21 protein-coding genes and 2 pseudogenes are annotated in these 25,546 nt (G+C 57.3%); 12 read left to right on the top strand and 11 right to left on the bottom strand.

The annotated features are described in order from the left end of the window. Nucleotides 1-16 precede the first annotated feature (16 nt). Nucleotides 17-109 (top strand): annotated as a pseudogene (locus J3R84_RS38735) (pyridoxamine 5'-phosphate oxidase family protein); the annotation flags it as partial. 94 nt (nucleotides 110-203) lie between these two features. Here J3R84_RS38735 and J3R84_RS10700 read toward each other — a convergent pair. The 8 genes and pseudogenes from J3R84_RS10700 to J3R84_RS10665 all read right to left on the bottom strand — a co-directional run bounded on the left by J3R84_RS10700 (nucleotide 204) and on the right by J3R84_RS10665 (nucleotide 8,964). After that, on the bottom strand, nucleotides 204-869 hold the full coding sequence (locus J3R84_RS10700) for a DNA helicase (protein WP_435526090.1): 666 nt from the start codon (nucleotides 867-869) through the stop codon (nucleotides 204-206). Nucleotides 870-1,198: 329 nt separating this feature from the next. Continuing rightward, entirely contained in the window at nucleotides 1,199-1,714 is a 516-nt protein-coding gene (locus J3R84_RS10695; protein WP_203528314.1) for an AAA family ATPase, read from the bottom strand. A 565-nt stretch (nucleotides 1,715-2,279) separates the two neighbouring features. Beyond that, nucleotides 2,280-4,208: an adenylate/guanylate cyclase domain-containing protein gene (locus J3R84_RS10690; RefSeq protein WP_203528315.1), complete on the bottom strand. Its 1,929-nt coding sequence runs from the start codon at nucleotides 4,206-4,208 to the stop codon at nucleotides 2,280-2,282. A 477-nt stretch (nucleotides 4,209-4,685) separates the two neighbouring features. Next, on the bottom strand, nucleotides 4,686-5,846 hold the full coding sequence (locus tag J3R84_RS10685) for an IS110 family RNA-guided transposase (protein ID WP_203528316.1): 1,161 nt from the start codon (nucleotides 5,844-5,846) through the stop codon (nucleotides 4,686-4,688). A gap of 284 nt (nucleotides 5,847-6,130) precedes the next feature. Further along, nucleotides 6,131-6,358 (bottom strand): annotated as a pseudogene (locus J3R84_RS10680) (LysR substrate-binding domain-containing protein); the annotation flags it as partial. Further along, nucleotides 6,340-7,503: a metallophosphoesterase gene (locus tag J3R84_RS10675; RefSeq protein WP_203528317.1), complete on the bottom strand. Its 1,164-nt coding sequence runs from the start codon at nucleotides 7,501-7,503 to the stop codon at nucleotides 6,340-6,342. The gene J3R84_RS10675 and the pseudogene J3R84_RS10680, both read right to left, overlap by 19 nt. A gap of 99 nt (nucleotides 7,504-7,602) precedes the next feature. Beyond that, the gene (locus J3R84_RS10670; protein WP_203528319.1) at nucleotides 7,603-8,466 is read right to left on the bottom strand and encodes an SDR family NAD(P)-dependent oxidoreductase; all 864 of its coding nucleotides are present in this window, start codon (nucleotides 8,464-8,466) and stop codon (nucleotides 7,603-7,605) included. Between the two features lie 72 nt (nucleotides 8,467-8,538). Next, nucleotides 8,539-8,964: an Rrf2 family transcriptional regulator gene (locus J3R84_RS10665; protein ID WP_203528321.1), complete on the bottom strand. Its 426-nt coding sequence runs from the start codon at nucleotides 8,962-8,964 to the stop codon at nucleotides 8,539-8,541. A 449-nt stretch (nucleotides 8,965-9,413) separates the two neighbouring features. On the opposite strand from J3R84_RS10665, the gene J3R84_RS10660 reads away from it, so the two are divergent. The 5 genes from J3R84_RS10660 to tnpC all read left to right on the top strand — a co-directional run bounded on the left by J3R84_RS10660 (nucleotide 9,414) and on the right by tnpC (nucleotide 14,011). Further along, nucleotides 9,414-10,154, top strand: coding sequence for a carbon-nitrogen hydrolase family protein (locus J3R84_RS10660; protein ID WP_203528323.1), 741 nt, complete (start codon nucleotides 9,414-9,416; stop codon nucleotides 10,152-10,154). Between the two features lie 598 nt (nucleotides 10,155-10,752). Continuing rightward, nucleotides 10,753-11,451 (top strand): hypothetical protein, encoded by a 699-nt coding sequence (locus tag J3R84_RS10655; protein ID WP_203528325.1) that lies wholly within the window; start codon nucleotides 10,753-10,755, stop codon nucleotides 11,449-11,451. Nucleotides 11,452-11,587: 136 nt separating this feature from the next. Then, on the top strand, nucleotides 11,588-12,037 hold the full coding sequence (tnpA, locus tag J3R84_RS10650; protein ID WP_171521485.1) for an IS66-like element accessory protein TnpA: 450 nt from the start codon (nucleotides 11,588-11,590) through the stop codon (nucleotides 12,035-12,037). Continuing rightward, a complete protein-coding gene (gene tnpB, locus J3R84_RS10645) occupies nucleotides 12,018-12,371 on the top strand; it encodes an IS66 family insertion sequence element accessory protein TnpB (protein ID WP_171521484.1) in 354 nt (117 codons plus the stop codon). The genes tnpA and tnpB overlap by 20 nt, the downstream gene beginning before the upstream one ends. Before the next feature lie 53 nt (nucleotides 12,372-12,424). After that, entirely contained in the window at nucleotides 12,425-14,011 is a 1,587-nt protein-coding gene (tnpC, locus tag J3R84_RS10640) for an IS66 family transposase (protein WP_203528327.1), read from the top strand. Between the two features lie 141 nt (nucleotides 14,012-14,152). On the opposite strand, the gene J3R84_RS10635 is transcribed toward tnpC, so the two are convergent. After that, on the bottom strand, nucleotides 14,153-14,989 hold the full coding sequence (locus J3R84_RS10635; RefSeq protein ID WP_203530066.1) for a carbon-nitrogen hydrolase family protein: 837 nt from the start codon (nucleotides 14,987-14,989) through the stop codon (nucleotides 14,153-14,155). Nucleotides 14,990-15,193: 204 nt separating this feature from the next. Here J3R84_RS10635 and J3R84_RS10630 point away from each other — a divergent pair, with 204 nt between their 5' ends. Then, the gene (locus J3R84_RS10630) at nucleotides 15,194-15,385 is read left to right on the top strand and encodes a hypothetical protein (RefSeq protein WP_203530065.1); all 192 of its coding nucleotides are present in this window, start codon (nucleotides 15,194-15,196) and stop codon (nucleotides 15,383-15,385) included. A 107-nt stretch (nucleotides 15,386-15,492) separates the two neighbouring features. Continuing rightward, nucleotides 15,493-16,119: a hypothetical protein gene (locus J3R84_RS10625; RefSeq protein ID WP_203530064.1), complete on the top strand. Its 627-nt coding sequence runs from the start codon at nucleotides 15,493-15,495 to the stop codon at nucleotides 16,117-16,119. A gap of 14 nt (nucleotides 16,120-16,133) precedes the next feature. Here the strand turns inward: J3R84_RS10625 and J3R84_RS10620 are convergent, their stop codons facing one another. After that, complete coding sequence (locus J3R84_RS10620; protein WP_225906579.1) at nucleotides 16,134-16,523, bottom strand: hypothetical protein; 390 nt, start codon at nucleotides 16,521-16,523, stop codon at nucleotides 16,134-16,136. Nucleotides 16,524-16,552: 29 nt separating this feature from the next. Next, nucleotides 16,553-16,816, bottom strand: coding sequence for a ribbon-helix-helix domain-containing protein (locus tag J3R84_RS10615; protein ID WP_203530063.1), 264 nt, complete (start codon nucleotides 16,814-16,816; stop codon nucleotides 16,553-16,555). 924 nt (nucleotides 16,817-17,740) lie between these two features. On the opposite strand from J3R84_RS10615, the gene J3R84_RS38730 reads away from it, so the two are divergent. The 4 genes from J3R84_RS38730 to J3R84_RS10600 all read left to right on the top strand — a co-directional run bounded on the left by J3R84_RS38730 (nucleotide 17,741) and on the right by J3R84_RS10600 (nucleotide 25,203). Then, entirely contained in the window at nucleotides 17,741-17,854 is a 114-nt protein-coding gene (locus J3R84_RS38730) for an IS66 family transposase (RefSeq protein ID WP_203530068.1), read from the top strand. Between the two features lie 74 nt (nucleotides 17,855-17,928). Continuing rightward, on the top strand, nucleotides 17,929-23,490 hold the full coding sequence (locus J3R84_RS10605) for a DUF3320 domain-containing protein (RefSeq protein WP_203530062.1): 5,562 nt from the start codon (nucleotides 17,929-17,931) through the stop codon (nucleotides 23,488-23,490). After that, the gene (locus tag J3R84_RS39240; RefSeq protein ID WP_494338018.1) at nucleotides 23,487-23,849 is read left to right on the top strand and encodes a YdcA family protein; all 363 of its coding nucleotides are present in this window, start codon (nucleotides 23,487-23,489) and stop codon (nucleotides 23,847-23,849) included. Before J3R84_RS10605 ends, J3R84_RS39240 begins: the two co-directional genes overlap by 4 nt. 379 nt (nucleotides 23,850-24,228) lie before the next feature. Continuing rightward, nucleotides 24,229-25,203 carry a restriction endonuclease gene (locus J3R84_RS10600; RefSeq protein WP_203530061.1) on the top strand — a complete coding sequence of 325 codons (975 nt, stop codon included), beginning with the start codon at nucleotides 24,229-24,231 and terminating at the stop codon, nucleotides 25,201-25,203. The last annotated feature ends 343 nt before the right edge of the window (nucleotides 25,204-25,546 follow it).

Below are 25,546 nucleotides of genomic sequence, written 5' to 3'. Positions count from 1 at the left end.
ATGAGTCAAGGTCACGGAGTCCCTGGACTGGTTCGAGCTACGGCGCGCCCACAACCGTCGCGCCGTTTTCGAATATAGCCATCTCGGTGCAGTGATGGTCTCCCGATAGCGGCGAATTCGGAGTAGCGGCGCAAGCTTCCGTCTGCTGAATGAGCGGGCTTTAGAGGAGACCTGCCGCGACCTTATCTGGTCGCGGCAGGTAATCAGGCGACGTCTTGTAGCTGCGCTTCGCCGTTGTGAAGGAAGCATGCCTTGTTGAAAAGGCCTAGATCGACAAAGTTTGGAAGACGAATATCGCGAATGTCGGGAAGGCGTTTGCTTTCGGTATCAAACGACCTGTCGATTTGCGAAATGAACGCCAGAACAACACCGGATCGTCGCGCGAAATCTCCGAGGGTCTGTACCTGTTCGGAAAGAACCGGCTTGCTCCGCTGCTGATCGAGTAACTGAAGATAGTCGATTACAGCGACTGTTCCCGGCTCCGATCCCGACATGCACTGGATGATGTAGTCCGCACTGATTTCATCAGCGGTAACAACCTGCACTCCATCGGCAACACTGCCACCATCCCCTTCTAGTGTTCTGAGGTGCCTCCTGGCCTGTTGCTCTGTGAATTCTAATGTGGACAACGACGCCCTGCGATCATCTCGGGCTGCATCAATCAGAAGCTGAAGCCCGAGCGTGGTCTTTCCATGCCCAGGACGACCCGCGAGTAGCAGCAGGTCGCCGTTATCCAGGCGCGACAGTATCGTTTCGGAAAGCGTCCCGGAAGACATCCGAGACGACAGCAGGCTCCACCTTGCAAACCCCTCTTCTCGGGCGATCTGGTCTAATGCTTCGTTCAGGGCAACATTGTTATTGCGTGCCATCAACTTGGCGCGACGTTTAAGTTGAAATATCGGTGCAGAAAGCTTCATCAAAGACCTCCATTGCGAGCCGAAACGCAACCCCTCCTAATGCGATGCTCGAACAGATGGTTCGATGATTTAGCCTCACCCTACATGTGCGATGCTTTCCCAAAAGGAGGGGGGAGGCTTGGGTCGAGCCTGCGGTTAGAAGCTAGCGAGTTGCGTGATTCGCGGCAAGCGATCACGACCGCTAAGGGCAGATAGCGGAAGAAGCGTCGTTGTAGAGTAAGAGTCGGCTCCCTCGCGTCTGTAAGGACTAGCTCATATTTCTGTTTTCGGCCCAGCAGCAGTCATAAGGGTGTGGAGGCCCGCCCCACAACGTAAGAGACGGCTTGATCCAGCGGCACGGAGGAGGTGTCAAGGATATCGCACCCATTCGCTTTTGCCTCAATTCTCAGATAATTCGCCCAGCTCATCATCTCGGGATTAGCGAGTTCGGGCTGCTGACGGTCCATAATCAGCCGCATCGCTCTTGTCTTATCATCGCAATCAACGAGGATTGGGATATAATCGAACCAACCCGCAGCCGCTGCCCCTTCAGCTAAAAATGAAAGGCGCGTTTGACCTTCGAAGACGACCTTCCGTCCCGTCTCGGCAATCTGTGCCAGCGTGCTCATCCATTCGATAGTCTTGGCCCGCTGCCACGCCTCGCTTGACCCATATTGTCTCACCATGTCCTCGAAGCTCGGCACACCTATCCGGTCGAAGAAGAGAACTTCGACGTTGTCTAAAAAGCGCTCCGCGATGGCCTGAGCAATCGTGGTCTTGCCCGAGCCAGAAGCGCCGATCAAAATAGCGGCAGGCATGGTGCGTCCTTCTTCTTCTTCTTCCCGACGCCGCCCAGAGGAACGTCGCCACGAGCAGCCGATCCTCGATCAGCTAGATGACTTGTTCCTTGGGGATACGAGCAAGAACATAACATACCGTATGGGGTCATCAAGCGCAGCGCCACGCGCGCATGCTAGCCGGAGCCGACCTGATCTTTCATCCCGCTTGCAGCGAGATTTCTTCGTTCCAGACATGGCAGGCTCTCCTTCCGATTGTCGAATGCAAGGCTGGGCTGTGCCAAGGGATCAAATTCCTAACCGGGATCGCCGACAACGGCGTCACCACTCACAAGTGCGCAGCAGCCCATGGACCGCGTTCGGTAACGGGGTTAAAGACCACCAAAATGCCGACGGCCGCTCCTCTCCAGCGTTGACACTAGCACACCGTTTCTATCCCCGCAGGCGGGGCACCCACCCGCGAATGGTAAGGTAGCAAAGACCACCAAAAATCCGAAATTAGGTAGCAAAATCCACCAGATTTGAATGTTAACAAGAGTTATCCCAAACGGGCGGCAGCGTAGCGGTACGCCGTCACCGACCTCATCTACGGTCTCTCCGACGGTTTATGCTGGTCCGCGCTGCATTCATCCAGCCGCAAAGGCTTGTCGAGTTTCGCCAGCGCCTCGGGCGTGGCGCAGGGCGGGAATCCCGCGAGCCGCATGGTCTCGATATGCCTCTGAGTCTCGGCAGCACTGAAGGCCTTATCATTGGCGATAGTCTCGATGGTGAGGTCCGGGTGACGCCGGAGTGCTTCCTTGACCGTTGCCTCCGCCTCAGCCTTTCGGCCGAGAACGGCAAGGCTGCCCGCGCGTTCGACCCACGCATATTTGCTGTAGTTGTCGGGGGTCTGGCGTTCCATCACCTTCAGCGCGTCCTCGTAGCGGCCGGCCATGAAATATGCATAGCGCAGTCCGCCGCTTGCCCATGGTTTGTAGTTGGGATTGAGCCGAACCGCGCGATCAGCCAGTTCCGCCCCGAGCGCAGGCTCACCGAAAGCGCTCGCCCAGCTAAGATAGTATGTGAGCACGGTAAAAGAACCGGGATTGAGCCGCAGCGCGATGTCGAGTTCGGTCTTGGCTCGTCCAAACTCCCCGTTTTGGGCGAGTATCTCGCCCAGTGCCGAATGCGTGGCGTCATCATTCGGATCAAGCGACACGCCACGTTCGGCGGCCTCCATGGCAGCCTCGTAAGATTGGTCCCAGTCGGCACCAAAATTTGCTGCCATACTGTACGACTCAGCGAGACTGGACCAAGCCCGGGCGTAACCCGGATCGATGGCGACCGCCTTCTTGAGAATTTCCGTCGACTCCGCAATGCTTTCGCGCGTCGGGCTAAGCTGCTTCTCGATACCCAGAAGTGTGAGTTCGTACGCTGTTAGGTTCTGTGGTTGCTTTCGCCTCGCAACACCGAGATCGACACTTTTGATCGGACCCGTGGTCATTTCGAGCTGGCCGACGATATGATTGGCGATTTCGCTTTGAATTGCGAAGAAGTCTTGCACGTGCCTGTCCCATTTCTCCGACCAAACGTGCGATCCGGAAGCCGTGTCGATGAGCTGTGCCGTAGCACGGATTCGGTCGCCCTGGCGCTGGATTGAGCCTTCAAGCACATACCGGACGTTCAGATCGCGTCCGATCTGCCGCACGTCCGCCGATTTGCCCTTATAGAGTTCAGTCGAATTGCGCGCGATAACATCGAACTCGCGTATGCGGGAAAGATCAGTGATGACGTCTTCGGTCAGACCGTCAGCAAGCCGTGCGGTCGCGGCATCGCCGCCGTAGTCGTCGAAAGGCAGCACCGCGATCGACGGCTTTGCGCTGACGACAGCAGTCGGCCAAAATTGCCAAGCGCCTGCCGCGAGCAGCAAGACAACGATGACGGCCAAGGCACCCAACATCGCCCGACGGGGGAGCATCTTGATGCGAACGTAGCGCGCTTTCCTTCCATCAAGTCTCATGCGATAGACGCGAACTGGCCGGAGGATATTTTTCACATGCTGCTCGCCGACAAAATCGAAGGTGCAATCGACCTTGCCTTGAAGATGGTCGAAGGCTGTGCCCGATATCATCACGCCGCCAGGCTCACACAACTGTTCCAGCCGCGCGGCCACATTGACGCCGTCGCCATACACATCGCCCTCCAGCAGCGCCACATCGCCGAGGTTGATCCCGATGCGGAGCACCAAACGCTCAGATTCGGTCAATCCGGCATTTCGCGAGGCCAAGGTTTTCTGGGTTTCCGCGGCGCAGGCGACCGCGTCAACGACACTGTCGAAGACTACAAGCGTGCCGTCGCCCATCAGCTTGACGGTGCGACCGTGATGCCCGGCGATGGCGGGATCGATCAAATCGGCGCGCAGGGTTCTTAGTCGGACAATGGTGCCGGCCTCATCGGCCTCCATTGCACTCGAATAGCCAACAATATCTGCTGCCAGGATCGCCAACAGCTTCCGTTCGAACAGGGGAACCTCCATCTCGCGCCCCTCAAAGATAGGTGGATGAGTCTATACCCGTCGAAGTATCGTGGCCAGCATGACCCTCTGAAGTCATCCACGATCCGGACGGTTCATGCGTCCAAAGCGATTCTCTAATTGTGCATTATATCAGCAGGTTAAGGTCCGTTCGGTGGTCTTTGCTTATATGAGGAGGGTCAATACGGAACTGTCGTCAGGGTGACATTTTTGCACTCCGTCGGTTATTGCGGCATCCACGGTCTGAGCCCGATTGCGCGACGCGGCTCGTTGCCAAGCCAAATCCAACTTATATACGGTCGCTGTTCGAAACAGCGGCACCAACATCCCGCTTGCGGGCGGACAAGGCTCAGGAGGACGATACCCTTCTACACGAGCGGCCCATTTTCAGGAGCCATGCAAAGACTCGGTTCGTCCAACCTGGATCCGCCAGGACCAATCGGATCCTGGAAGATTGCAGAATTCAGTTCGGGTAACCGATCAGGCCGCCTTTATAACCGCGCCCTCGATAACGACGCCGGCATTGACGTATTTCCACAGCGCGACGAGCAGCTTGCGGGCGAGCGCGACAATCGCAGTCTTCTTGAGACGGCCGCCGTTCTGCTTGACCCGGTCCCTAAACCACAAGGTGAGCGCCGCGTGCGGTTGATGGCGCACCCACAGCCAGGCCATCTGGATCATCGTCGTTCGTAACCTTGGATTGCCGGATTTTGAGACCCCCTGGTCATGATCGACCGAGCCACTCTGCCAGGGTGTCGGCGCAAGGCCGGCATAGGCGGCAACCTGTCGTCGGTTGTCGAAGTGACGCGACAGCCCCTCCGACCAAAGCACGGCGGTAAACTCCGGGCCGATGCCTTTCAAGGTGAGCAACATCGCCGGTGCTGGCGAGACGGCCTGTGTGGCAGCGAGCATGGCGTCGCGGGCGGCCTCGACAGCCTTGATCTGCTCGAGCAGCAGCTCCAGCCGATCGAGTTCGCGACCGATCTGTGCCTTCAAATGTGCCGGCAGCATACGGCCGTCGCCGGTCTTGCATTCCTCCAGTCGCACGCGTCGATCGCGGCGCAGCGGCTCGTAGCCAGATACGCCCTGACTGAACAGCAGGCCCTTGATACGGTTGACGTGTCGTACGCGCTCGTTAGTCAACGCTTGGCGCTCACGCGAAAGGCGGCGCCGGTCCTCTTCCTCGGGCGTCGGCACCCGGACCATCGCGCACACCCGCGGCTCGCCCCGCTGATAGGCGAGCAACGCCCGGACCAGCGCTTCACCGTCGATCCTGTCGGTCTTGGCCCGCCGCCGGCGCGAGGTTGCAATCGAGGCCGGATCGACAACGTGGCTTTCGATCCCCTCGGCCTCCAACACGCGATGGATCCAGAAGCCGTCGAGCCCCGCCTCCTGGACGACAATGATCGGAAAGCACCGCCCGGTTCGCGCCCGCGCCTTCCTCTTGAGTTCGGCAAAACGCCCCAGCATGCCGTCGACGTCGCCGGCCGCCACCGCATGCTTAGACATCTTCTCGCCACCACCCGGCGACAGCGAGGTGATGAGCCATTTCGATTGGCTGAGTTCCAACGAGACGAAGATTGCGCCAAGATCAGTCCGGATAGCGGTCGGCGCTTCGGATCGGTGAGCTGCAACGGGCATGCTTGCCTCCAAGGTAGGGTGTTTGTGGTTAGCAACCTCACCCTGCCACAGTGCCGGTCGCTATCCACCCTCCTCATAGGATCTACCTAATTCCGCCAAAAGCGGCTTACGCATCTTAATTAGAAGAGAAATTCCAGCCAAACTCCGGGAATGCCGCCTGATGTTGATCGCGCTAGTGGCAGCCTTGCGCGTGAGCCGTCGTCGGGCTTCGTCCGGAAAGCGCCAATAGCAGTCATCACCTGAGTGCCGATATCTGAGATAAGAACCCTCTCGCCACGGCCGCCCTACTGCGAGTGGCGGTAACGGAGTGCATTGACGACCGCCGAGAATGCGGGCGTTGGCTGACGGCGGCTCGGGTAGTGCAGGTGGTAGCCTATGAAAGGCTGGCAATAGTCGTTGAGCAGCACCGTCAATCTACCTACCTCGAGGTGGGCTCTGACCCGGTTCTCCGGCACGTAGGCAAGGCCGTGGCCGGCCAGCGCCGCCGTGATGATCATGCCGACGCTGTTGAATGAGCTGGCCCTCGTGCATGCAAATCACTTGTTTTCGCGCGCAGGGTTATTCTGGTCAGTTCCGATGGCACACCAAGCCTTAACGCGAACCCAGGCCATATGGCCGTTCCGTTGTTTACATACAATGTCATGGCTCCGACTTGGTATCGACCGGAAACAAAGCCTCCGTTAGCGCGCGCGATCAAGCGGTCGAGGCCGGGAACCATGCCACCGTGTGTGTGCCCCGACAGCTGAAGTGCCACACCAGAGGCGGCCGCTTTTTCTGCCATCATCGGCTGGTGATCGAGCAATAAGATGGGAGTGTTCGCAGGAGCTCTCTTGATCGCTGCGACGAGGTCCGTCGGGGGAGCGCCGTGCCCGCGGGCGGAGAAGTCTGTCACACCCGCCAGTACGACCTCAGCGTTGCCTCTCTTGAGGATGACGTGGCTGTTGGAGAGCATCCGCATTCCCAACATATCAAGATGGCGCATCCATTCTTGAAAATCGAAGAAATACTCGTGGTTTCCTGGAATTGCGTAGACGCCGTCGGGCGCTTTCAATCCCGCAAGCGGCGCGACATCGTTTCTGCGGTGGGCCACGCCACCGTCGATGAAGTCCCCGGTGATGACGATCAGGTCGGCACCGAGCGCATTGGTCCTCGATACGACCTCTTTGGTCCATGCGGCTGGGAACAGACGGCTGATGTGAAGGTCGGTCAGCTGAATCATCCGATAGCCGTCAAATTCGGGCGGCAGTCCAGCGACTGGAATTTCTATGTCGTTGAGCGGCGGCACCCTGATTGCCTGGCTGACGCCGTACGCGGAAAGGCCAATGGCCAAGACTCCGATGGCATATCGCAGGCCTGCCGGCGCAGAGGGGAAGCCTCCCTTGAATGGGATGATCGCGAGTGAGACCACATCCAGCGCGATCTGAAACACCGCCAGCAAAACGATCGCGCCGAAGAGAACATTGAAAGCAATGACCAAAGGGCGCGAAAACTCAGGATCGAAGACCGAGCCGGAAGAGAGGCGACTAACCAGATGAAATTGCGAGGTTACCAACAACAGGATTGCCAGGGATGCCTTCGCCGACCAGTTCCATGGCAGTGGCTGGATGAAGCGTATGAGGACGACCAGCCAGGGAATTCCGAAAATGAGGTGGAACATCAGATGCTTTCATTTGGCTGTGCTGTAGCCACAGCTTATAAGGTACTGTCAGTCCTATGGGCTGACAGGCCACGCGTTGATCGCAATGCTCACGCCCGATCAGCGTGGGCGATACTGCTGCATGAGCTTGCCAAATTTCCGCAGACCCATCGCGTCGGCAATGGACGGCGATATGGCGTTCGCGATCGTAAGCATTTTAAGCGTCCCGCCGCCCATGACGTGGACTTGACGACGTTTGCGGATGGTGGCGAGAATCTCGCGCGCGACCTGGTCGGGTTCGCAGAGGTCGACGCCCAGCTTGCTCCACATGTCGAAGAAAGGCGACTCGGCCTCGGTGTTGGAGGGAACAGGCCCGAAGAAGGAAAGCATTACGTTGGTCCCGGCAAGCTCGCGGTTGGCGCTTTGCACATAGCTCGCCAACGCGCCGCGGCTCGCGGCATAGGAGCTCATAAACGGCAGCGCCACCCGGCCGTCCATGGCACCGCCGACGTGGACAACCACTGCGTTACCGGCTTGCTTGCGCAGTCCAGGCAGGAAGGCCCGGGTCACGAACATGGGCCCCTTGACGTTGATCGCGAACAGATCGTCGATGTCGGCCAGAGTGTATTCCTCAATGGCTTTGCGCGGCGAGATGCCCGCAAGGTTCACCACCGCATCGACCCGGCCGAGGTGCTCGAAGGCCGCTGCCGCCAGCTTCTCCATGCTCGCCGGATCGGTGACGTCCGCGCGCTGGTAAATCGCCGAACCGTCGTTCCGGCCGGTCAGCTTAGCGGCGTCGTTCTCGCTCCGGGCCGCGAGCACCAATCGGAAGCCCTCGGCCGCGAGAAGCCTGGCCAGCGCGTGACCAAGTCCTCCGGTCACTCCGATGAGAACGGCGGTGGGTGCGTCCTTGGCTTGCTTTGTAGCGGCGGGTCCGGTTCCGGTACCGCTAATCACAGCGGTCTTTTCGTTCATTTGCGTCATTTCGTGTTCCTTCTGATGTTGATCGGTTACGATAATAGTATCTATTTTGGGCAAAAAAATTCGCCAAAGCAGCTACCCGGACCTGGCCCTGATTTTGGAAACCACATCTGCCAAAGTCGTCTGTCTCAGATGCCCATGGACGGCCTCCTCGGTGCCAACCAGCACGTCGCCCATGACTTCCTTGATGTTGGAGCTGATAATACACTCGTTGTTCACGGGATAAGCATGGATGGCAAAAGCATCTGGAGGGTTTACCGCAGCGTAGATGTCTAAGAGCGAAATCCTATTGGGGCTTCGTGCCAAGCCATATCCGCCCGACTTACCAACCGTCGTCTTCGCCAGCTTCGCCTTCGAGAGTTTAACGAGGACTCTTTTAACGAAAACCGGATTCGCATTCACGCTGCGCGCGAGAACTTCCGATGCGAAAACCCCGTCGTGATGTGCGATTGCCGCCATCACGTGGACGGCAATCGAAAATTGAGTGTTTACTGAAGCCATTTATAGATACTATATTAGTATCCATATAATGCAAGAGCCGCGCGACGGCAAGGCTTTTCTACGTGAGCTTATGTAGCACGCTGTTGTCCACGCCGCTTGCGCCAGCCCACACTAACGGGTTTGAGCTTGAATAATACGGGACGGCATCGCCCGGCTGAGGAGACATATTGCGGTGGTTGAATAGAGTTTCCTAACAAGATTCACCGTCAGGTTTCCGGTCGTTTTTCCGACATCACGGCGACATCACACGCGGCGATAGTTCGTTCCACGATCAAATGAGTGAAGGGCCATGAAATTCGTGTGGACGCAATAACGATGTCCGGTTTGGGCCGAAAGCAGAAATATGAGTTAGCTCTTACAGACGCTGTGCAGTCGTCTCTTACTCGTTGCACATAGCTCGTTTTGACCCGATCATCGGTCATCGTAGCGTTGCCATCAGAGAGCATGACATGAGAACCATCCGGGTCGCGGCCGCTCAGACTGCCGAATACAGGGAGGATACAGAGGGCGCTCTATCCGCTGCGGTCAAGCTTTCGCAACAGGCGGAAGCCGAAGGTGCGAGGCCACTTTGTTTTCCCGAGGGATACCTCCAAGGGTATATGACCGACGAAGCTTCGGCACGTCGAGTCGCGTTGGATGTCTCCTCCAGCCAGTTCAACGACCTGATGGAACGCTTCCCCAAGGTCGGGCCCACGATTGTCATGGGCTTCATCGAGGTGTCGATGGGGAGGTTATTCAACAGCGCCGTGGTCATAGATGGCGCGACTGCAGTCGGATGCTATCGCAAAAGACATCTCTTGGATGGGGAGCGCTCCTTCTCCGCAGGGACAGAAACTCCGGTTTTCAACGCGGGCGGCCTGAAGTTCGGAATAAATATTTGCTACGACACCAACTTCCCTGTAGCGGCGCAGCGTGTTGCTGATAGTGGCGCAACACTCATCGTATGTCCCGCAAACAATATGATGCGAAGAGATAGGGCTGAAATCTTCCGAAATGCCCACAACTCTGTACGCGGTGACCGATGTCGAGAGACTGGCCTTTGGCTTGTATCGGCGGATGTTACTGGCGAACGCGATGGCGGCGTATCATGGGGGCCGACAGCGGTGCTTGATCCAGATGGAGCCGTCGTGAAGCAGCTACCTTTGGAGAAGCCAGGTCTGCTAGTGGCGGATATCCCCGTCTGGCCTTGACCAAATCCATCAAGGGTTTTCAGCGCTTTGATGCCCTATATGCCCTGCATCCCTCGTCGCAGCTTCTTCGCAGCCTCTGCGACAAAAGCGAGTTCCGCTTCCGAGTTCATGCTATCTCGGGCATGGAGTAGCGCGGGACGTACCGCGTCAATAGACTTTCCGAACCGCGCCATCCATTCGAGTGGTGCGACGTATCCTCGTTATAAAAATAGTAGACGTACTCGATACCAAGTTGGCTCGTCTGTTGCCTTCTGAGCTTTTGAACAAGCGGTAGAAATTCGGATGTCTCATCCGGGGTCATGTCGGTCAGAAGCTTGAAGTGTCGCTTCGCAGCTACGATAACCTGTCCCGGCACTGGATAAGCGACGTCCTGGTGAGCATGAAAATACTGTGTCTCAAAAATTGTCCCGCCGGGAATCGGCTTGCGCCCCGACGTCAGTTCACAACTTAAACACACACTTGTAACCTGGTGGTGGGCCATATCGAGAGTCGTTCGAGGTCTGTTCTTACCCGTAATTCAAGATCGTGGTGACCGATCCGATTGTCAACTTCAGGGAGAATCTTTGACGTGATAGCTCCTATCCGCCTTGAACCTTTCTTGACAATCGACGACGCAAGACGCGTCTACAGAGTGCTCCGAAAGTTGACTGCCTGTGGGATAGATTACGCTGTCACTGGAGGTATCGCCCTGGAAGCGGCGCTCGGCACTAACCTTGGACGCCGTCGCGCCCTCAACGATATAGACGTCGTTATCTCAGGATTCGAGGGATTGCCAGCTATTCTCGGGCGCGAATTCCTCATCAGTCATGCACATCCGCATCGGCCCGTCGGCAAGCTAATCCTTCAACTCGTAGATCCGTCAGAACGCGTACGCATCGACATCTTTGGCGCGTACGGCGGAACACTTGAGCGAGCAAGAACCGCGCTGGTCGACGATCTTCCGGTCAAGACCGTAGCCTTACAGGACATTGCATGTCGTATCGCTTCGGAAATGATGTGCTTTAGCAGGGGAGATACAGTTCCGCCCAAATGCGCTGACGACCATGAACGGGCGAAACAGATCGTTGATATCGATCTCGTAGAAAAGGCTTGGGAGGATCACCGTCGTCCGATTGACCCTTTAACTTATGCTGGAGCGACCGTTCAGATTACCGACGCCTTGGAACGGCGCACCGGAAAGCTCGAAAAACAATCCTATTCCACGGATGCAGATGCCATCTGCCCTCATTGCCGCAACACGCTGCACTTCACAGTGGAGTCGCCCAAATCCATTCTTCCTATACTCGGTTACTGCTAATCCAGTCCTGATCGAGCCTGTCCCGCCACAGCGTGGACATTTGCCTCGGTTCGATAGTAAGCGCGAATTTCCCCGCACCTTCTGTGATTGAGTGAGCTTTGGCATGAGGTGTCCACCTAAAAAAGGTGGACACCAAGTGATGGAAGAAGTTCAAAAACTTGTCGTGCGGCTGGTTGGTAGGAATGGACGACGCCGGTTCGATCCAGCATCGAAGGACCGTCTTATTGCGGCCTGCCTTAAGCCTGGCGCATCAGTATCGAAACTTGCGCTCGAACACGGCGTCAACGCGAACCTCGTTTGGAAATGGATAAGGAAACACACCCAAGCCGCTCCATTCCCGCTGTCTTCGACATCGGCGTTTATTCCGGTTCAGGTCACTGCGGCGAGCAGCAAGTTCTCCTTGGAGATGCCTGCCACCTATGGTGAAGAGCTGCCGCCGAAGGCAGAGAGGATCGGCCCTCTGTCTTCCCCAGCGAAAGTGAGCGCGTCACTGCCGAACGGTGTGAGGTTGACGCTGGAATGCGGTGATGTGGACGTGTTGGCTGCACTAATCGGAGCACTGGGTCATGTTCAGACTGGGCGCTGATCTTCAAGTCTACCTGCATCGCGAACCGATCGACTTCCGGGCCGGCATCAACAGCCTTGCGGTTCTGGTCCAAGAGACGATGGCGCTCGATCCGTTTGCTCCAGCGGTTTTTGCCTTCTGCAATCGCCGTCGAGACCGGATGAAGCTGCTGTTCTTCGATCGGTCGGGCTTTGTCCTTATCCTGAAGCGGTTGACCGAGGACAAGTTCAGATGGCCCCGCCGCGAGGTGCCGGTGGTTTTGCTGACGACTGAGCAACTGCATTGGATACTCGACGGCATCGATATCGATGCGATGATCCGACATCCCGTGCGGCAATATCAGATCGCCGGCTGAAGATGGCGAATTGAGCTGTTGACGCGGCGAAGCGGTTCAGATTCAAAACTAAGATGACTCGAACCGGCGAACCTGATGTTGCAGAGCTGATGGCGCAATTGGCGGCCAATGCTGCCGAAATCGCCGCGCTCAAAGCCGAAAAGGAAGCGCTCTCGCGACGGGTCGTCAAGCTGGAAGAGGAGCTGGCACTCGCAAGGCTCCATCGCTTTGCCCCACGCAGCGAAAAGCACATTGATCGCATCTTCAACGAAGCCGAAGAGGCTGCGGACGAGGACGACAATGAGGAAGGCGATGTCGTCGATCTTCCGGACACAGGCTTGCCGCCGGTCGAAGGCACGACGGGAAAAAAGCGCGGCCGCAAACCTCTGCCGGAAGACTTGCCGCGCGAGCGTGTCGAATATGACCTTCCCGACGATCAGAAGGCCTGTCCTTGCTGCCATGGCGCAATGCATCGCATGGGCGAGACCGTTACCGAGCAGCTTCATATCGAGGTCAAGGCGAAGGTCTTGCAAAATGTGCGGTTCAAGTATGCTTGCCGCCATTGCGACCGCACCGGGATCAACACGCCTGTCGTAATTGCACCGATGCCGACGCAACCCCTGCCGGGCAGCATCGCCACGGCCTCGACGCTAGCCTTCGCGCTCGTTCATAAATACGTCGACGGCACACCGCTCTACCGTGTGGCGCAGACATTCGAGCGTGCCGGTGTTCCGATCAGCCGGGGCGCTCTCGCTCACTGGGTGATCGGTTCGAGCGAGAGGCATTTGCATCGCATCTATGATGCGCTGAAACTGCGGCTTCGATCGCAGCCTCTCATTCATGGTGATGAGACGACGGTTCAGGTCCTGAAGGAAAAGGACAAGGAAGCCACCAGCACATCGTATATGTGGGCTTATCGCAGCGGCGAGGACAGTGACCAGCCAATCGTGCTGCTCGATTATCAGCCGGGCCGCGGCCAGATACACCCGCAGGCTTTCCTCGGTAACTACCGCGGCATACTGATGAGTGATGGCTACACCGCCTGGCGCACATTGGATGGCGCGACCCATGTTGGATGCATGGCCCACTCAAGGCGACGCTTCGTCGAAGCCCTCAAAACCAGAAAGAAAGGTGGCGGACCGCCGGAACAGGCGCTCAGGTTCTTCGAACAGCTCTACCGGATCGAGAGGCAGGCGCGAGACAAGAAGCCTGACGCCGGTGAAACGCAGGCCGACTGCATTCGCCGCTTCCGCCAACATCACAGCTTGCCTGTCCTGAATGCCCTAAAGTCGTGGCTCGACGACATCGCGCCGAAAGTCGCGCCGGATACCAAACTCGGCGACGCCGTGTCCTACACCCTGAACCAATGGGATTATCTGACGCGCTACACCAGCGATGGCAGAATGCCGATCGACAACAACATTCTCGAACGTGACATCAGAGTTTTTGCCACCGGCCGGAAATCGTGGTTGTTCAGCGATAGCGTCGACGGAGCCAAGGCAAGCGCCGTTATCTATAGCCTGATGCTGACTTGCCGGGCCTGTGGCATCGACCCATTAGCCTGGTTGCGCAACGCTCTTACGGAATTACCTCAACGCGCTGTCGATGCTGAACTCGACGACCTGTTCCCGTTCAACTTCCCCAAAACGTCCAACGCATAACCAAGCCGGATACCGTTACCAATCCGAAGGCGATCCATGGGTGTCGCAGGCGTCAACGTGCGGGGAAAATCGCGCTTACGTTCGATATGCAGGACATAGGCGGACAAACCCGACGACGATCAGCGACAGCGCCTCCGGCGCTCAATATTCCTTTCGGTTCATGCTCCGAGGGTCGTTAACAATCCTCTCTCTATAGATATCGCCCGATCTTGCCCTCTTTCGCCATGGGCGTGCCTTTTGTAGCGGTACGTCGTATGCGGGATCATCTCGATCCAGCACCGCTACCGTGTAGCAGGAGGTTGCCGAGGCAGCGCAAGTTGCCGACCATTTGCCGTCGGGCCCGATAATACCAGCTGGCCCCTTGGCGGCCTTTTGCGCAGGCGTTGACGCGCTGATCCACAAGCAATTCAAGCCTGCATGCGCTCGCAACGCGACCTGAAAGTGTTCAGGGATTCCATAGGAGGAGAAGAGCACGACATCGGCGGCAAGACGTTCGTATTCGCTGAACACCTCGGGGAACTGGGATTCTATACAAATCGCACAACCGAAACGATATCCGTCGGCCTCAAAGATTATTGGATCAGTGCCGGGGGTGTACCAGTCATTCACCTCGCTGTTCGACAGAAACCGCTTGTCATATCTGGTGAGTAATTCGCCAGCCGCCGAGAGAACATACAGGCTGTTGTGGGGGCGCGACGTCGTCGACAGCATGTGTGCCCCACCGACGACGGCGTAGATGCCGAGCTTGCCGCAAAGTTCGCCAATGCGCCTTAGCTCTTCTTCGTGCGTCCGCCAATCAAAAGACAGCCACGCATCGGGATCGGCTATCTGAGCCTTGGAATACCCAGAAAGAGCTCCTTCGCAAAAGCTGACCAGCCGTACCCCTTTCGATGCGGCGTCGCAGAGCAGTTGTTTGATGACCGCAGCGTTTTCGGAGAGGTCCTTTGTTACAGCAGTTTGGGCGGCGGCTATCTTCACGTCTGATTCCTCTCAAATATCGTCACCAACATTGTTCGTCGACTTTAGGCACTTGAGAACAGCAAAATCTCGTCAGCCTGTTTCATGCCGGAATATGGCTGATCGCCATTATCTGCAAGCAAGGGTCAACGCACAGTTGCGCACCAATTCTTTTGATCCGATCATCAACACAGCCTCGGTTGTCGCGATTCGATTGGAGAAGTCATGTCTGGCACCCAACTATCTTTCGCTGAAAAGGACAGGATCGTTCCTGGTGCTCAGTGGGACGAGTTGGTGCCGGGCGACGTTGGCTGGTCGTCATCGCACTTGGCCAGCCTTGCCCAAGTTTTGGCGGACGGTCGCTCGACAGCACTCATGATCGTTGAAGCTGGCCGCGTCGCCTTCCAATGCCCGTGATGCTGGAGGCAAGGATGCGATCACGGGAATGGTTACTCGAAAGGAGAGCGGCGGCTCTCGTTGGCACTGTCGAGGACGGCGCTTTCTCAGAGCTACGGAAGACTTTCGTGATCGAAACCGAAGACCTGATCACGACCTGCCGTCGATCCACGTTTTATTCCTCGGATGAAGAATTCAAGACCCGAGACATCGAGATCATTTGCAGGCGCGGGAAGGAAATCTTGGCCATCGCGAAGTTCCGAGAATGGGATACCTGCGGAGGTTATTTCTCCGACGGTCAGAGCTTCGTCATGTCGGCGGACGAGAGAACGCAAGCCGATTATGAATGCGCCGAGATGATCATGGACCACTGGGTGGAAGATGGTCATCCGCTCGAGAGCGGCGAGCCGTTGATCATCTTCGACCGTCTCGTGATTGCGATCCCGTATACGGGGATTTGGCCCGCGCTGACGGCTGCCATCGACAAAGCCTTCAAACGTAGAGGAGGAACGATGGTGCTCAAGGCATTCCCGCTCGAATGGGAGGGGGCCGCAGATGGCCGCCCCGTAGCGGACGAACCTATGTTTGCCCGACGTCTCACGGCCATGCGGAAACTCTACAGGCAACGGTTAGGAATGCAGGACATCCCAGATAACTCGGATGGATGGATGTGGAAGGCGATCGGTCATTCCATGCCGCCAAGCTCGACGAAGGTGAACCGATCCGAGGGAATGGTCGGCGATCTTGAAGGCTGAGGCGAACTTCGCAGTCACCTTGAAGCGCCGTCGCTCGTCTGCGCGCTCTTTCCGCGCCAGTAGTGATCGATGATGTGTTGCCCGTTTCTGACGATCCGCTCCCCGATCTCGGGATCGCCGTCTTCCAGCGTGTCGGGATCGCCTCCACAGAGGCGGACAAACAGCACCTGCTGCGCGGCGAAAATGAAATAGTCCCGCTCCGTCGGCGGGATGTCTATACCAGCCGACCGCACCTTATCGGCCATCTCCATGGCGGCATCGTCGATCGCCTTGTAGATGGTGTCGAGCATGGTCTTCTCGACGGTCTCCCTGATCTCCATGAAGCGTTTCTGCTCGGGTGTCGGAACGGGGCAGCTCTTAGTCGACATGCGCTTCTCCATGTTCATATCGGTCTTGGCGTCCATGAGCATTTTCGGCCCCAAACGGTCACCAGTTAGAAAGACCGCCGCTTCCGCTCGATCATCGCGTCGACGCGGCTTCCCATTTCTACCGTGGGGATCATCGGCTCTTTCAAACGGCGCTCAAGCAATTCGCGAAGCGCTTCCGTCTCGACGGTCTCAGCCTCCGTTTTCCGACGGAGGAGTTCCAAGCCCTGCTGAAGAACAGAACTCATGCTGGGATACTGGCCGCTCTTCACCAGCGAACGGGCAAACGCATCCTGCTGGTCGGTCAGCGAAATCGACGATTTGACACTCATCGACTTATCTCCCTCGAACCGAGTTTCCTGCTCGGACTGCCGAATACCATAAATGGGCCCGACAAACACGTACTTTGCGACGCCCGCTGCTTGCGCTTAATTGCCATCGCGCTTGGAAAAACTCTGGCATACCCAATACGGCCTGGATGACTTGCGTTGTAGCGGTGTTGCTTGAAGATGGCCCAATGATTCCTGGCTGGCCCACAGGGCGGCCTGATCAAATTATCGCCTATCTGGCAATTTCCCACAGACGCCGCCGACCGTCAGGCGCGTCCTCGCAGCGGACAAGACATCCCGTTCGAGCTTGTTGAGACGTCTGGCAAGCCGGCTGGACAGCAACAGCGCGAGCCCTTCCGCCGCAGTTTCGAGACCGTCACGGGAAACGTAATGCTGGCAAACCTTAGTCGCGAGATGGGTGTCTCCGTATCTCGAGGAGTCTCCAAAATTCCGCGCCGCAAATCGCGGCCTCCGAAAACCTGTATGGTGGCAGGCCAACACTGGCGGCGATCAGTCGTTGCGATCTCTTGCAGTCACACGGGCATCGCATCGATCTAAACCGTCCGCGCACATTCTCTCACATCCGCCTACAACGGTTCGTCGAAGCCTGCAAAGGTGGAAGCTTGCCTTAAACCTCGTCACGAGCGCTTTGCGTTACCATAGATTTGGCATGACTTACATTCTACAACGATGATCTGCCCCTTGAGAGACCGCAATGTAGCAAAGTCAGACAATTCCGCTATCCGTCTGGCTATCGCGTGCTAGCTGCGCCAGCCGAAGTTTTTTCTGGTTGCTCATTCTTTGCTCATCAGGTCTCGCCGCCGACTTTTAACGCGTCGTCGCCCGCAGAAACTATGCGAGCGGTTGATCGTTTGAAAGAGGCTCCACCGCTGCTGCCAAGTATGAGAAGTCACCTGAGCGGAGACGATCAGTTATGCGATTACCCGCTGGAACTCACTCCGCCGCTTCCTCGCCCACGGCACCCTCGAGATCGACAACGCCGCTGCCGAGCGGGCGATCCTGAGCGGCCTTACTAATTAACGCTTGGGTTGATTGCCTCTGCACTAGACCTACAACCATCTTTGTGCATTGACTTGCGAGATCAGGGGGCGGGCATGAACAACACACCAAACGCAAGTCAGTATTCAGAGCAGTCGATTTTTCAGAGTAGTCTTTCGGTTGAAGCAAAAATAGAACGCGCTCGAACAGAGCTGCTTGATTTCTCTGCCCGCAACCGTTTGCTAAATGTGCCGCGGTTCTCGAAGAGCGCGAAGACCATTGATATTGTCGACGAGCGCGCTGCAGAAGTCTTCCGCATTCTCGTGTCCGAAGGCAAGGCGATGACCTTCCTCGCGGGGGCAAAGGGCAGGGAACAGAAGGAAGGCGAGGGTACAGAAGAGCTTATCGAGCTTGCCCTTCCTGACGATGACGACAGAGACGATGCAGGTCGGCTCCTAAGGCACGCAGATACCAAATTACAGACCAGGATGACGCCAAACGCTTTGCAAAAGCGGCTCCTCGACCTGTACTTTGACGCTCGGACACTAGAGGAAGAGCAGGGTGTCAACATTCTGTATCTCGGTCTCGGTACGCTGAAGTGGATCGACCCGAACAATGCCAAGAACGTTCGCTACGCGCCCCTCGTCCTCGTTCCAGTATTGCTCGAGCGCGGTAGCGCGGCGGAACGATTTAAGTTGCGCGCGAGGCAGGAGGATTACGCCTCGAACCTCTCCCTGGAAGGTTTCCTCGACCGGGTCCACAAGATTAGCCTGCCGAGTTTCGAGGCGTCGGATCAGTTTTCCTTTGACGACTACGCCTCTCAGGTGGCTGCCGCGATTACCATCAAACCCGATTGGTCGGTCCAGCCCGACGACATCGTGCTTGGGTTCTTCTCATTCGCGAAATTCCTTATGTACCGTGACCTCGATCCCAGCCTCTGGCCGCAGAATGCGAAACTTACCGATCGTCCGCTGATAACTTCTCTGGTGTCGGACGGCTTCACGTCGTCGGATGGACTTCTCGCTGAAGACGCAAAGATCGACGGTCACATTTCGTCCGCAGAGATGACGCATATCGTCGATGCGGACAGCTCACAGACCGTAGCGATCCATGAAGCGCGACGGGGGCGAGACCTTGTGATCCAAGGACCGCCTGGGACGGGGAAGTCGCAGACCATCGCCAACATAATCGCCGCCGTGGTGGCCGACGGGAAAACCGTTCTATTCGTCGCCGAGAAGATGGCAGCTCTCGAGGTTGTAAAGCGACGGCTGGATCAGGCCGGGGTTGGGGAGGCTTGCCTTGAGCTCCACTCGAACAAAGCCAACAAACGGGCCTTGCTCGCCGAGCTGCAGCATACGTGGGACCTTGGCGTTCCGCGCGGAGAGAACGTAGACGCCATCGACCGCAGTCTTACCGACGCTCGCGACGCGCTTAATGGCCATGCCGAAAGACTTCACGCCGTGTACCGTCCTTACGCCCTCTCGCCGTATCAGGTGATTGGACATCTTTCGCGACTTCGCCGTCTTGGCATGCCGCCTTCTGATATTGAGTTGACAGGCTCGGTGAATTGGGAACCGGATACGCACAGTCGGATTGTCGCCTTGCTGTCGGAATTGGGACAGCGCATCGATGACATCGGGGTCCCGTCCGAGCACCCTTGGCATGGCGTCGGCCTGGTCGGGATCACGCCCCTAGACCTCGAGCGTTTGGTCGTTCGCTTGCGTGACGCACTTTCGAACTCGACATTCCTTGCCGGGAACATGACGTCCGTTGCCAATGCGCTCGAGCGATCTCCGGCGCGGACAATTGCTGACTTTAAGCCCGAGATCGAGATTGCGCAGCGGGTAGCTACACGCCCGGAAGGCATCGAACCCGAGGCGCTTGGAAATGCCCTTTGGGAGACATCGCTGCCGAAGATCGGGGGTCTTGTCCGAGAGGGAGCTCGATTTGAACAATTGTCGGCAAAGGTCGACGCGCTGGTGGTTGACGCGGCTTGGCAATTCGATCCGAGTACTCTTGTCGAATCGTTCCGTAAGTTGCCGCCAGGTTTCCCGCACTCAGGTTTTGCTGTTATTGCGCAGCTGAGCAATCTGATACCGCGCTTCCTGAACACTGCGGCTTCGTTGCGATTGATGCTTGGGATCAACGCCTCGCCAACCCTCGGATCAGTTGCACGGCTGCTGACAATTGGACAACGTGTAGCGGACGCGCCGGACGTCAGTCCCGACGCGTTCGTCGCCGCGATCTGGGAGCGCGGTCTGGAGCAGGCCGGCGATCTCGCCGAAGCGGTATCGATCTACCGCCAAATACGGTCCGAGCTTGCAGGTCCGGTCGCGAATCAGGCTTGGGACATAGACCTGATAGGTGCGCGCACCGCAGTCGCTATGCACGGCGAGAAATTCTTGAGGTTCATGAGCGGTGACTGGCGCAAGGCCAGAGCACTCCTGAAAACGGTGATGCCGGAAATGCCGCCCGCCGAAACTGTGAGATTGCTCGATCTGCTGCAGAAGGGAAAGGAAGCCCGGGCAACCATCAAGGACGGCGACAGCCTTGGTCGATCCGCCTTCGGCGCAGACTGGAGAGGCGAAAAGTCCGATCCCAAGCCGCTCGAAAGCTTGGTGCTCTGGATGCGGAGTCTGCGCGGCGTCAGCGCGGAAGCACGCGCTATCGCGAGCAGGCTGACGGATAAGTCAGCCGTCGCTGCACGCTGTGAGCAAGTCCGCTCGTTGCTGGAGGAAACCCGCCGACAAATCCTCTCGCTCTGGGCTGACCTTGGCGAGGATACGGCATCGCTGTTTCCCGACGCGATCGACGCGGAAGAGCTCGCCTTGACTCAGGTGGCGTCACTTCTGCAGGAAGTCGCCTCTGCCGAAAGCGCTTTTGCAGGGCTGCAGCGCGGGACGCTCCCGGACGCCGCCGCCCGCGTTTCAGCGCTTGAGGCTCTCACGTCAGCCCAAGAATTGCGGCGCAACCTCGAAGCTTCGGACGCGGACGGCAAGGCGGCGTTCGGCTCTCTCTGGGCAGGTGCCAAGACCGACTGGAACAAGCTTGCTGGAGTCGTGGCATGGGTTTCGACAAATCCCGACATTCGGCCGCTTGCATCACGTACTGGCGATCCGCGCGCCGTTGCCGACCTCGCTCTCAAGGCCGGCAAGGACGGCGACGAATTTCTGACGCGAATGACGGGCCTGCTGGAGTTTTTGAAGACAGACCCGTCGACGCTGTTTGGATCGACCACGCTAGCCGACGTCCCGATGAGTTCGGTCGAAGCCAAGCTGGCACGCTGGATCGAAAACGAGGAGCAGTTGTCGAAGTATGCCGCCTACAACGGGCGCTCGCTCGACGCGTCGAATGCGGGCGTCGGTCTGATCGTCGATCGGCTTCGTGACGGGAGATTGGCGACCGCAAATATCATACCGTACTTCGAGATGGCCTATTATGAAGCGGTTCTGCGTGATCAGCATGCGCAAGACCCTGAACTCGCTCGTTTCGACGGGGAGGTGCATGGTCGGTTGGTGTCCGAGTTCGCCGAACTCGATCGCAGCCGAATGCGGTTATCGCGGCTGGAGGTTGTCCGTTCTCATCATAAGAAGATTCCGTCGGTAAGTGGCATTGGCCCCGTGGGCATTCTTCGCGGTGAAATGGCACGCCGTCGCAACCACATGCCCATTCGCCAACTGATGCAGAAGGCTTCACAGGCGGTTCAGGCGTTGAAGCCAGTCTTCATGATGAGCCCGTTGTCGATCGCGCAATTCCTACCTCCAGGAGTTCTGGAATTCGATCTCCTTGTGATGGACGAGGCCAGTCAAATTCAGCCCGTCGACGCCCTTGGTGCCGTCGCGCGCGCCAAGCAGGTCGTCGTCGTTGGTGACGAGCGACAGCTGCCGCCGACCCGTTTTTTCTCAAAGATGACGTCCGACGGTTCGGACGACGACGAGGAGCAGGACGGAGCCAGAGTTTCCGACATCGAAAGTATCCTCGGCCTTTTCTCCGCCCGAGGACTTCCTGAGCGGATGCTCCGCTGGCACTACCGCAGCCGTCACCAATCTTTGATCGCAGTATCGAACAGCCAGTTTTATGACAGCAAACTGTTCATCGTGCCGAGCCCGTATACACAGGAAGCCGGGATGGGGCTTCGTTTCCACCACGTGCCCAACGGTGTTTTCGAGGACAGTGTGAACAAAGTCGAGGCCAAGGTCGTAGCGGAAGCCATCATCCGTCATGCGCTCGAGACGCCCCACTTGTCGCTGGGCGTGGCAGCTTTCTCGATCAAGCAGCGCCGTGAAATCCAGGACCAACTCGAACTGCTCCGGCGGCTTAATCCGCAGACGGAAGAGTTTTTTCATTCGCACCCGAACGAACCGTTCTTTGTGAAAAACCTGGAGAACGTACAGGGCGACGAACGCGACGTTATCCTGATATCCGTGGCCTACGCGAAGAACCCGCAAGGGTATATGAGCATGCGGTTTGGGCCGCTTGGAGCTGAAGGCGGCGAGCGGCGTCTGAACGTTCTCATAAGTCGCGCCAAACGGCGTTGCGAAGTGTACGCCTCGATCACGGACGAGGACATTGACATCGAACGCGGGAAGGGAAAAGGAATCTTCGCCTTTAAGCTCTTCCTGCATTTCGCGCGGACCGGACGCCTTTCGATGGCAGCCAGGGCCGAGCGCTCGATGGACAGCGTCTTTGAGGAACAGGTGATGGCTGCGCTCCAGGAAAAGGGGTATCAGGTCCATCCGCAGGTCGGTATTGCCGGATTCTTCATCGACCTCGCCATTGCCGACGAGAGCGTTCCAGGGCGCTATCTGATCGGTATCGAATGCGACGGGGCGTCGTATCACGATGCTCGATCTGCTCGTGATCGCGACCGCCTCCGCCAAGCTGTCCTCGAAGACCATGGCTGGACGATACACCGCATCTGGAGCACCGATTGGTTCCAGCGGCCCAGGGCCGAGCTAGATCGTGTGGTCAATGCAATCGAACGTGCCAAGGCCGACGTGATCTCCGGTAGCTCTGAAGCTGGGCGCAATAAACGGGCGGTACCTGTGGAAGTCGTTACGATCGAGCGGACGAACGTGACGGAGGTCGGACTTCAGCAGGTTGTTCAGGACGTGGATTCGTCGTGTCACTACAAGGAGGCCGAGCTGCTGCCGGAGGCCTCGACGGAACTGCATGAAGCACCGACGGGGCTTCTCGCTAACCTCGTGAAGCAGACGGTGGAGGTCGAAGGTCCGATCCACACAGACGAAATCGTCACCCGCATAAGAACGGCATGGGGCCTGCAGCGGTCAGGAAGTCGTATCGATGCTCAAGTAGGAAATGCCATACGCATCACGGTCAATTCAGGGGAGGTTCTGCGCTCCGGCGCGTTCCTTCTCTGGCCTGGTGCACCGATTGGCCTCCGGGATCGTACTCTCGCTTCCTCGCCTAGCCTCCGGCGGCCTGATCTGCTTCCGCCGATGGAAATTGACGCGGGCTTGAAGGCGCTCATCAATCAGAGCCTTGGCGCGACCGAGGATGAGGCGGTGAATGCAGTCGCGCGAGGACTGGGGTTCAAGGCGACCAGCGCGCAACTCCGCGAGGTGATTGGCGCTCGAATTGTCGCCCTGAAGAGGGAGGGCACTCTCGAAGACAAGCATGGAATGCTGACTGCGGGGAACGGGACCGGCACTGTATGACGAACTATCATGGCGGATCAGGCTTACGCGCCACGCTACGTGTAAGCGCCACGGTTGCTGTTTTGGTTTCGCTCTTTAGCGTTGTCGACGCGGCGAACCTGCCATGCAGTGGCAAGAAGGGTGGAATCTCTGGCTGTCAGGGCGATACCTTTATCTGCAATGACGGGTCTGTCAGCGGAAGCAAAAAATCTTGCACGTCATACATGGGGACAGCCGGACTACTTCAGACAGGGAGCGCTGAGATGGTTCCGTCTTCCGACAATGACTGCAGTTGTCGGTCGGGCGCATTTTGCACGGGACCGAGGGGCGGTAGGTTCTGTATGACCGATAGCGGGGAGAAAAGCTATTTCAGAAAATGAAAGTCATTGCCCAATATTTTCATTCGCGCGACGTCTGGGCATTGCCGAAATTCTCTTGACTAAGAAGGCATCGGTATCGAACTCGCCCTTAACATGGGCGAATCCGGCAGTCGTCATGATCGGGAGCCCGAAACGAACGTCACGGACTTTACTTCATTCATCGAACTGCAAGGGATACGCTACTCGATGCGCTCAGCTTCATGAAGACACCAGAGCTCTTCTCCGTCTTTTACGGGGATCGACTACCGGCTCATGTGATTGAGCATTGGGTCCAGAAGCTGCTCGATTTTAACTCTAATCACCGACTCCGCGGCATCTCATCAGAGGATTGCCGGGTGTGCTCGCCCTAATTGATGCTGAACGCGACAGGTATTACATAATGGAACGTCAAGAAGACGACATCGATTTCTTGATTAAGAGATTCGTTCATCCGCTGTCGAGCGACGATCCCCGAGCAATAGGAATGGCTCGGGAGCAGGCGCTCTTCCAGTTGTTCGCCAAATGCGGATTTAAAGTTCGGGACCTGACACGTGAACGGACTGTGCCGCTAGACGGCGCGTTTGAAGCTGACTTTGAAGGCAAGAAAATCAGCTTTGCCTTAGAGGTGAAAGGCGTTGCGCGCCGCGAAGTAATTCGCAAAGCGCTACAAAGAACGGAGGAACTGCGGAAAGAAGCTGGATTGGACAGAGCGCTTGTTGTTTTTTCCGACGAACTCCCCCCAGAGGCGACGCGCTACGCGCAGGAAATTGGGTTGGGTACAGTAGACGCTCTGGGTGTTTCGGAGCTTCGCAGCTGGCTTTGGAAGAATGTTCCCTGGGAAGATCGCCCCAAAGGCGACATTGATGGTCCGACGTGTGCTGTGATCATCGATAATGCCATGAAAGCAATTGCTTTGAGGCTATCGCGAGCACCCGATGAAATTAACAAGATTACATGGCTCGATTTAGAGCGAGTACTTCGAGAAGTGTTCGATGGGATGGGGTTCGACACAACCCTCACGAGGTCAACCAAAGACGGCGGCTTTGATTTGTCGCTGGAAATCGATCACGGCGGGGAGATGCATCGTTATCTCGTCGAGGTGAAGCACTGGCTATCAAACAAGCCAGGTAGTCAAGAACTTGCCAAGCTGGTCCATGTAACTGCCCGAGAGCAGGCCCGAAAGGGCATACTTTTATCGTCATCGGGGTTCACCAGCACCGTCTATGAGGGGATCACCGAAGCTGAACGCAAGACCGTTGGTTTGGGAGCCGGGTCGAAGATCATTGCGCTCTGCCACTCGTACTACCGCTTGAGCAGCCCGCTGTGGGCTCCCGCGAAAAGCAATATCGACCTACTACTTGCCGATCTTCAATGATTGAGATTTGCGGAACTTCACCAACGCTGAAACGAACTCTGTGCGTCGCAACTTGGCTTCCGTCGCAGACCCGGCCATGTCGCGTATTCTCCACAGGATAGCCTAAGCCTGTTCAGGCTACCCTGTGCAGAATGACCGGTTTTCGATCCGCAGCTTGTCATTGAAAATTAGGACCAAAGCTCTCCATTCCAGGTCGCATTGCATTGTTAGGAACAAGCCACTAATCTTGGTTTAGTCGTCAGGCGGACCGGGCGACTAAGAACATGAGGCAGCCGAAACTGCCCGAAGAATCTCCAAGCGGTATCCAAGCCGCCCGCCATTTTCCCCTGTGAACCGAGCGTGC

The sequence above is a fragment of the Ensifer canadensis genome, assembly GCF_017488845.2.
Taxonomy (GTDB): Bacteria; Pseudomonadota; Alphaproteobacteria; order Rhizobiales; family Rhizobiaceae; genus Ensifer; species Ensifer canadensis.
This window is presented reverse-complemented; position numbering and strand designations above follow the sequence as displayed.

What these genes read in the sequence shown, in the direction of transcription:
- J3R84_RS10700 (WP_435526090.1), bottom strand. Translation starts at nt 869, where the DNA reads ATGGCACGCAATAACAATGTTGCCCTGAACGAAGCATTAGACCAGATC.
- J3R84_RS10695 (WP_203528314.1), bottom strand. Translation starts at nt 1,714, where the DNA reads ATGCCTGCCGCTATTTTGATCGGCGCTTCTGGCTCGGGCAAGACCACG.
- J3R84_RS10690 (WP_203528315.1), bottom strand. Translation starts at nt 4,208, where the DNA reads ATGGAGGTTCCCCTGTTCGAACGGAAGCTGTTGGCGATCCTGGCAGCA.
- J3R84_RS10685 (WP_203528316.1), bottom strand. Translation starts at nt 5,846, where the DNA reads ATGCCCGTTGCAGCTCACCGATCCGAAGCGCCGACCGCTATCCGGACT.
- J3R84_RS10675 (WP_203528317.1), bottom strand. Translation starts at nt 7,503, where the DNA reads ATGTTCCACCTCATTTTCGGAATTCCCTGGCTGGTCGTCCTCATACGC.
- J3R84_RS10670 (WP_203528319.1), bottom strand. Translation starts at nt 8,466, where the DNA reads ATGACGCAAATGAACGAAAAGACCGCTGTGATTAGCGGTACCGGAACC.
- J3R84_RS10665 (WP_203528321.1), bottom strand. Translation starts at nt 8,964, where the DNA reads ATGGCTTCAGTAAACACTCAATTTTCGATTGCCGTCCACGTGATGGCG.
- J3R84_RS10660 (WP_203528323.1), top strand. Translation starts at nt 9,414, where the DNA reads ATGAGAACCATCCGGGTCGCGGCCGCTCAGACTGCCGAATACAGGGAG.
- tnpB (WP_171521484.1), top strand. Translation starts at nt 12,018, where the DNA reads ATGTTCAGACTGGGCGCTGATCTTCAAGTCTACCTGCATCGCGAACCG.
- tnpC (WP_203528327.1), top strand. Translation starts at nt 12,425, where the DNA reads ATGACTCGAACCGGCGAACCTGATGTTGCAGAGCTGATGGCGCAATTG.
- J3R84_RS10630 (WP_203530065.1), top strand. Translation starts at nt 15,194, where the DNA reads ATGTCTGGCACCCAACTATCTTTCGCTGAAAAGGACAGGATCGTTCCT.
- J3R84_RS10620 (WP_225906579.1), bottom strand. Translation starts at nt 16,523, where the DNA reads ATGGACGCCAAGACCGATATGAACATGGAGAAGCGCATGTCGACTAAG.
- J3R84_RS10615 (WP_203530063.1), bottom strand. Translation starts at nt 16,816, where the DNA reads ATGAGTGTCAAATCGTCGATTTCGCTGACCGACCAGCAGGATGCGTTT.
- J3R84_RS10605 (WP_203530062.1), top strand. Translation starts at nt 17,929, where the DNA reads ATGAACAACACACCAAACGCAAGTCAGTATTCAGAGCAGTCGATTTTT.
- J3R84_RS39240 (WP_494338018.1), top strand. Translation starts at nt 23,487, where the DNA reads ATGACGAACTATCATGGCGGATCAGGCTTACGCGCCACGCTACGTGTA.
- J3R84_RS10600 (WP_203530061.1), top strand. Translation starts at nt 24,229, where the DNA reads ATGGAACGTCAAGAAGACGACATCGATTTCTTGATTAAGAGATTCGTT.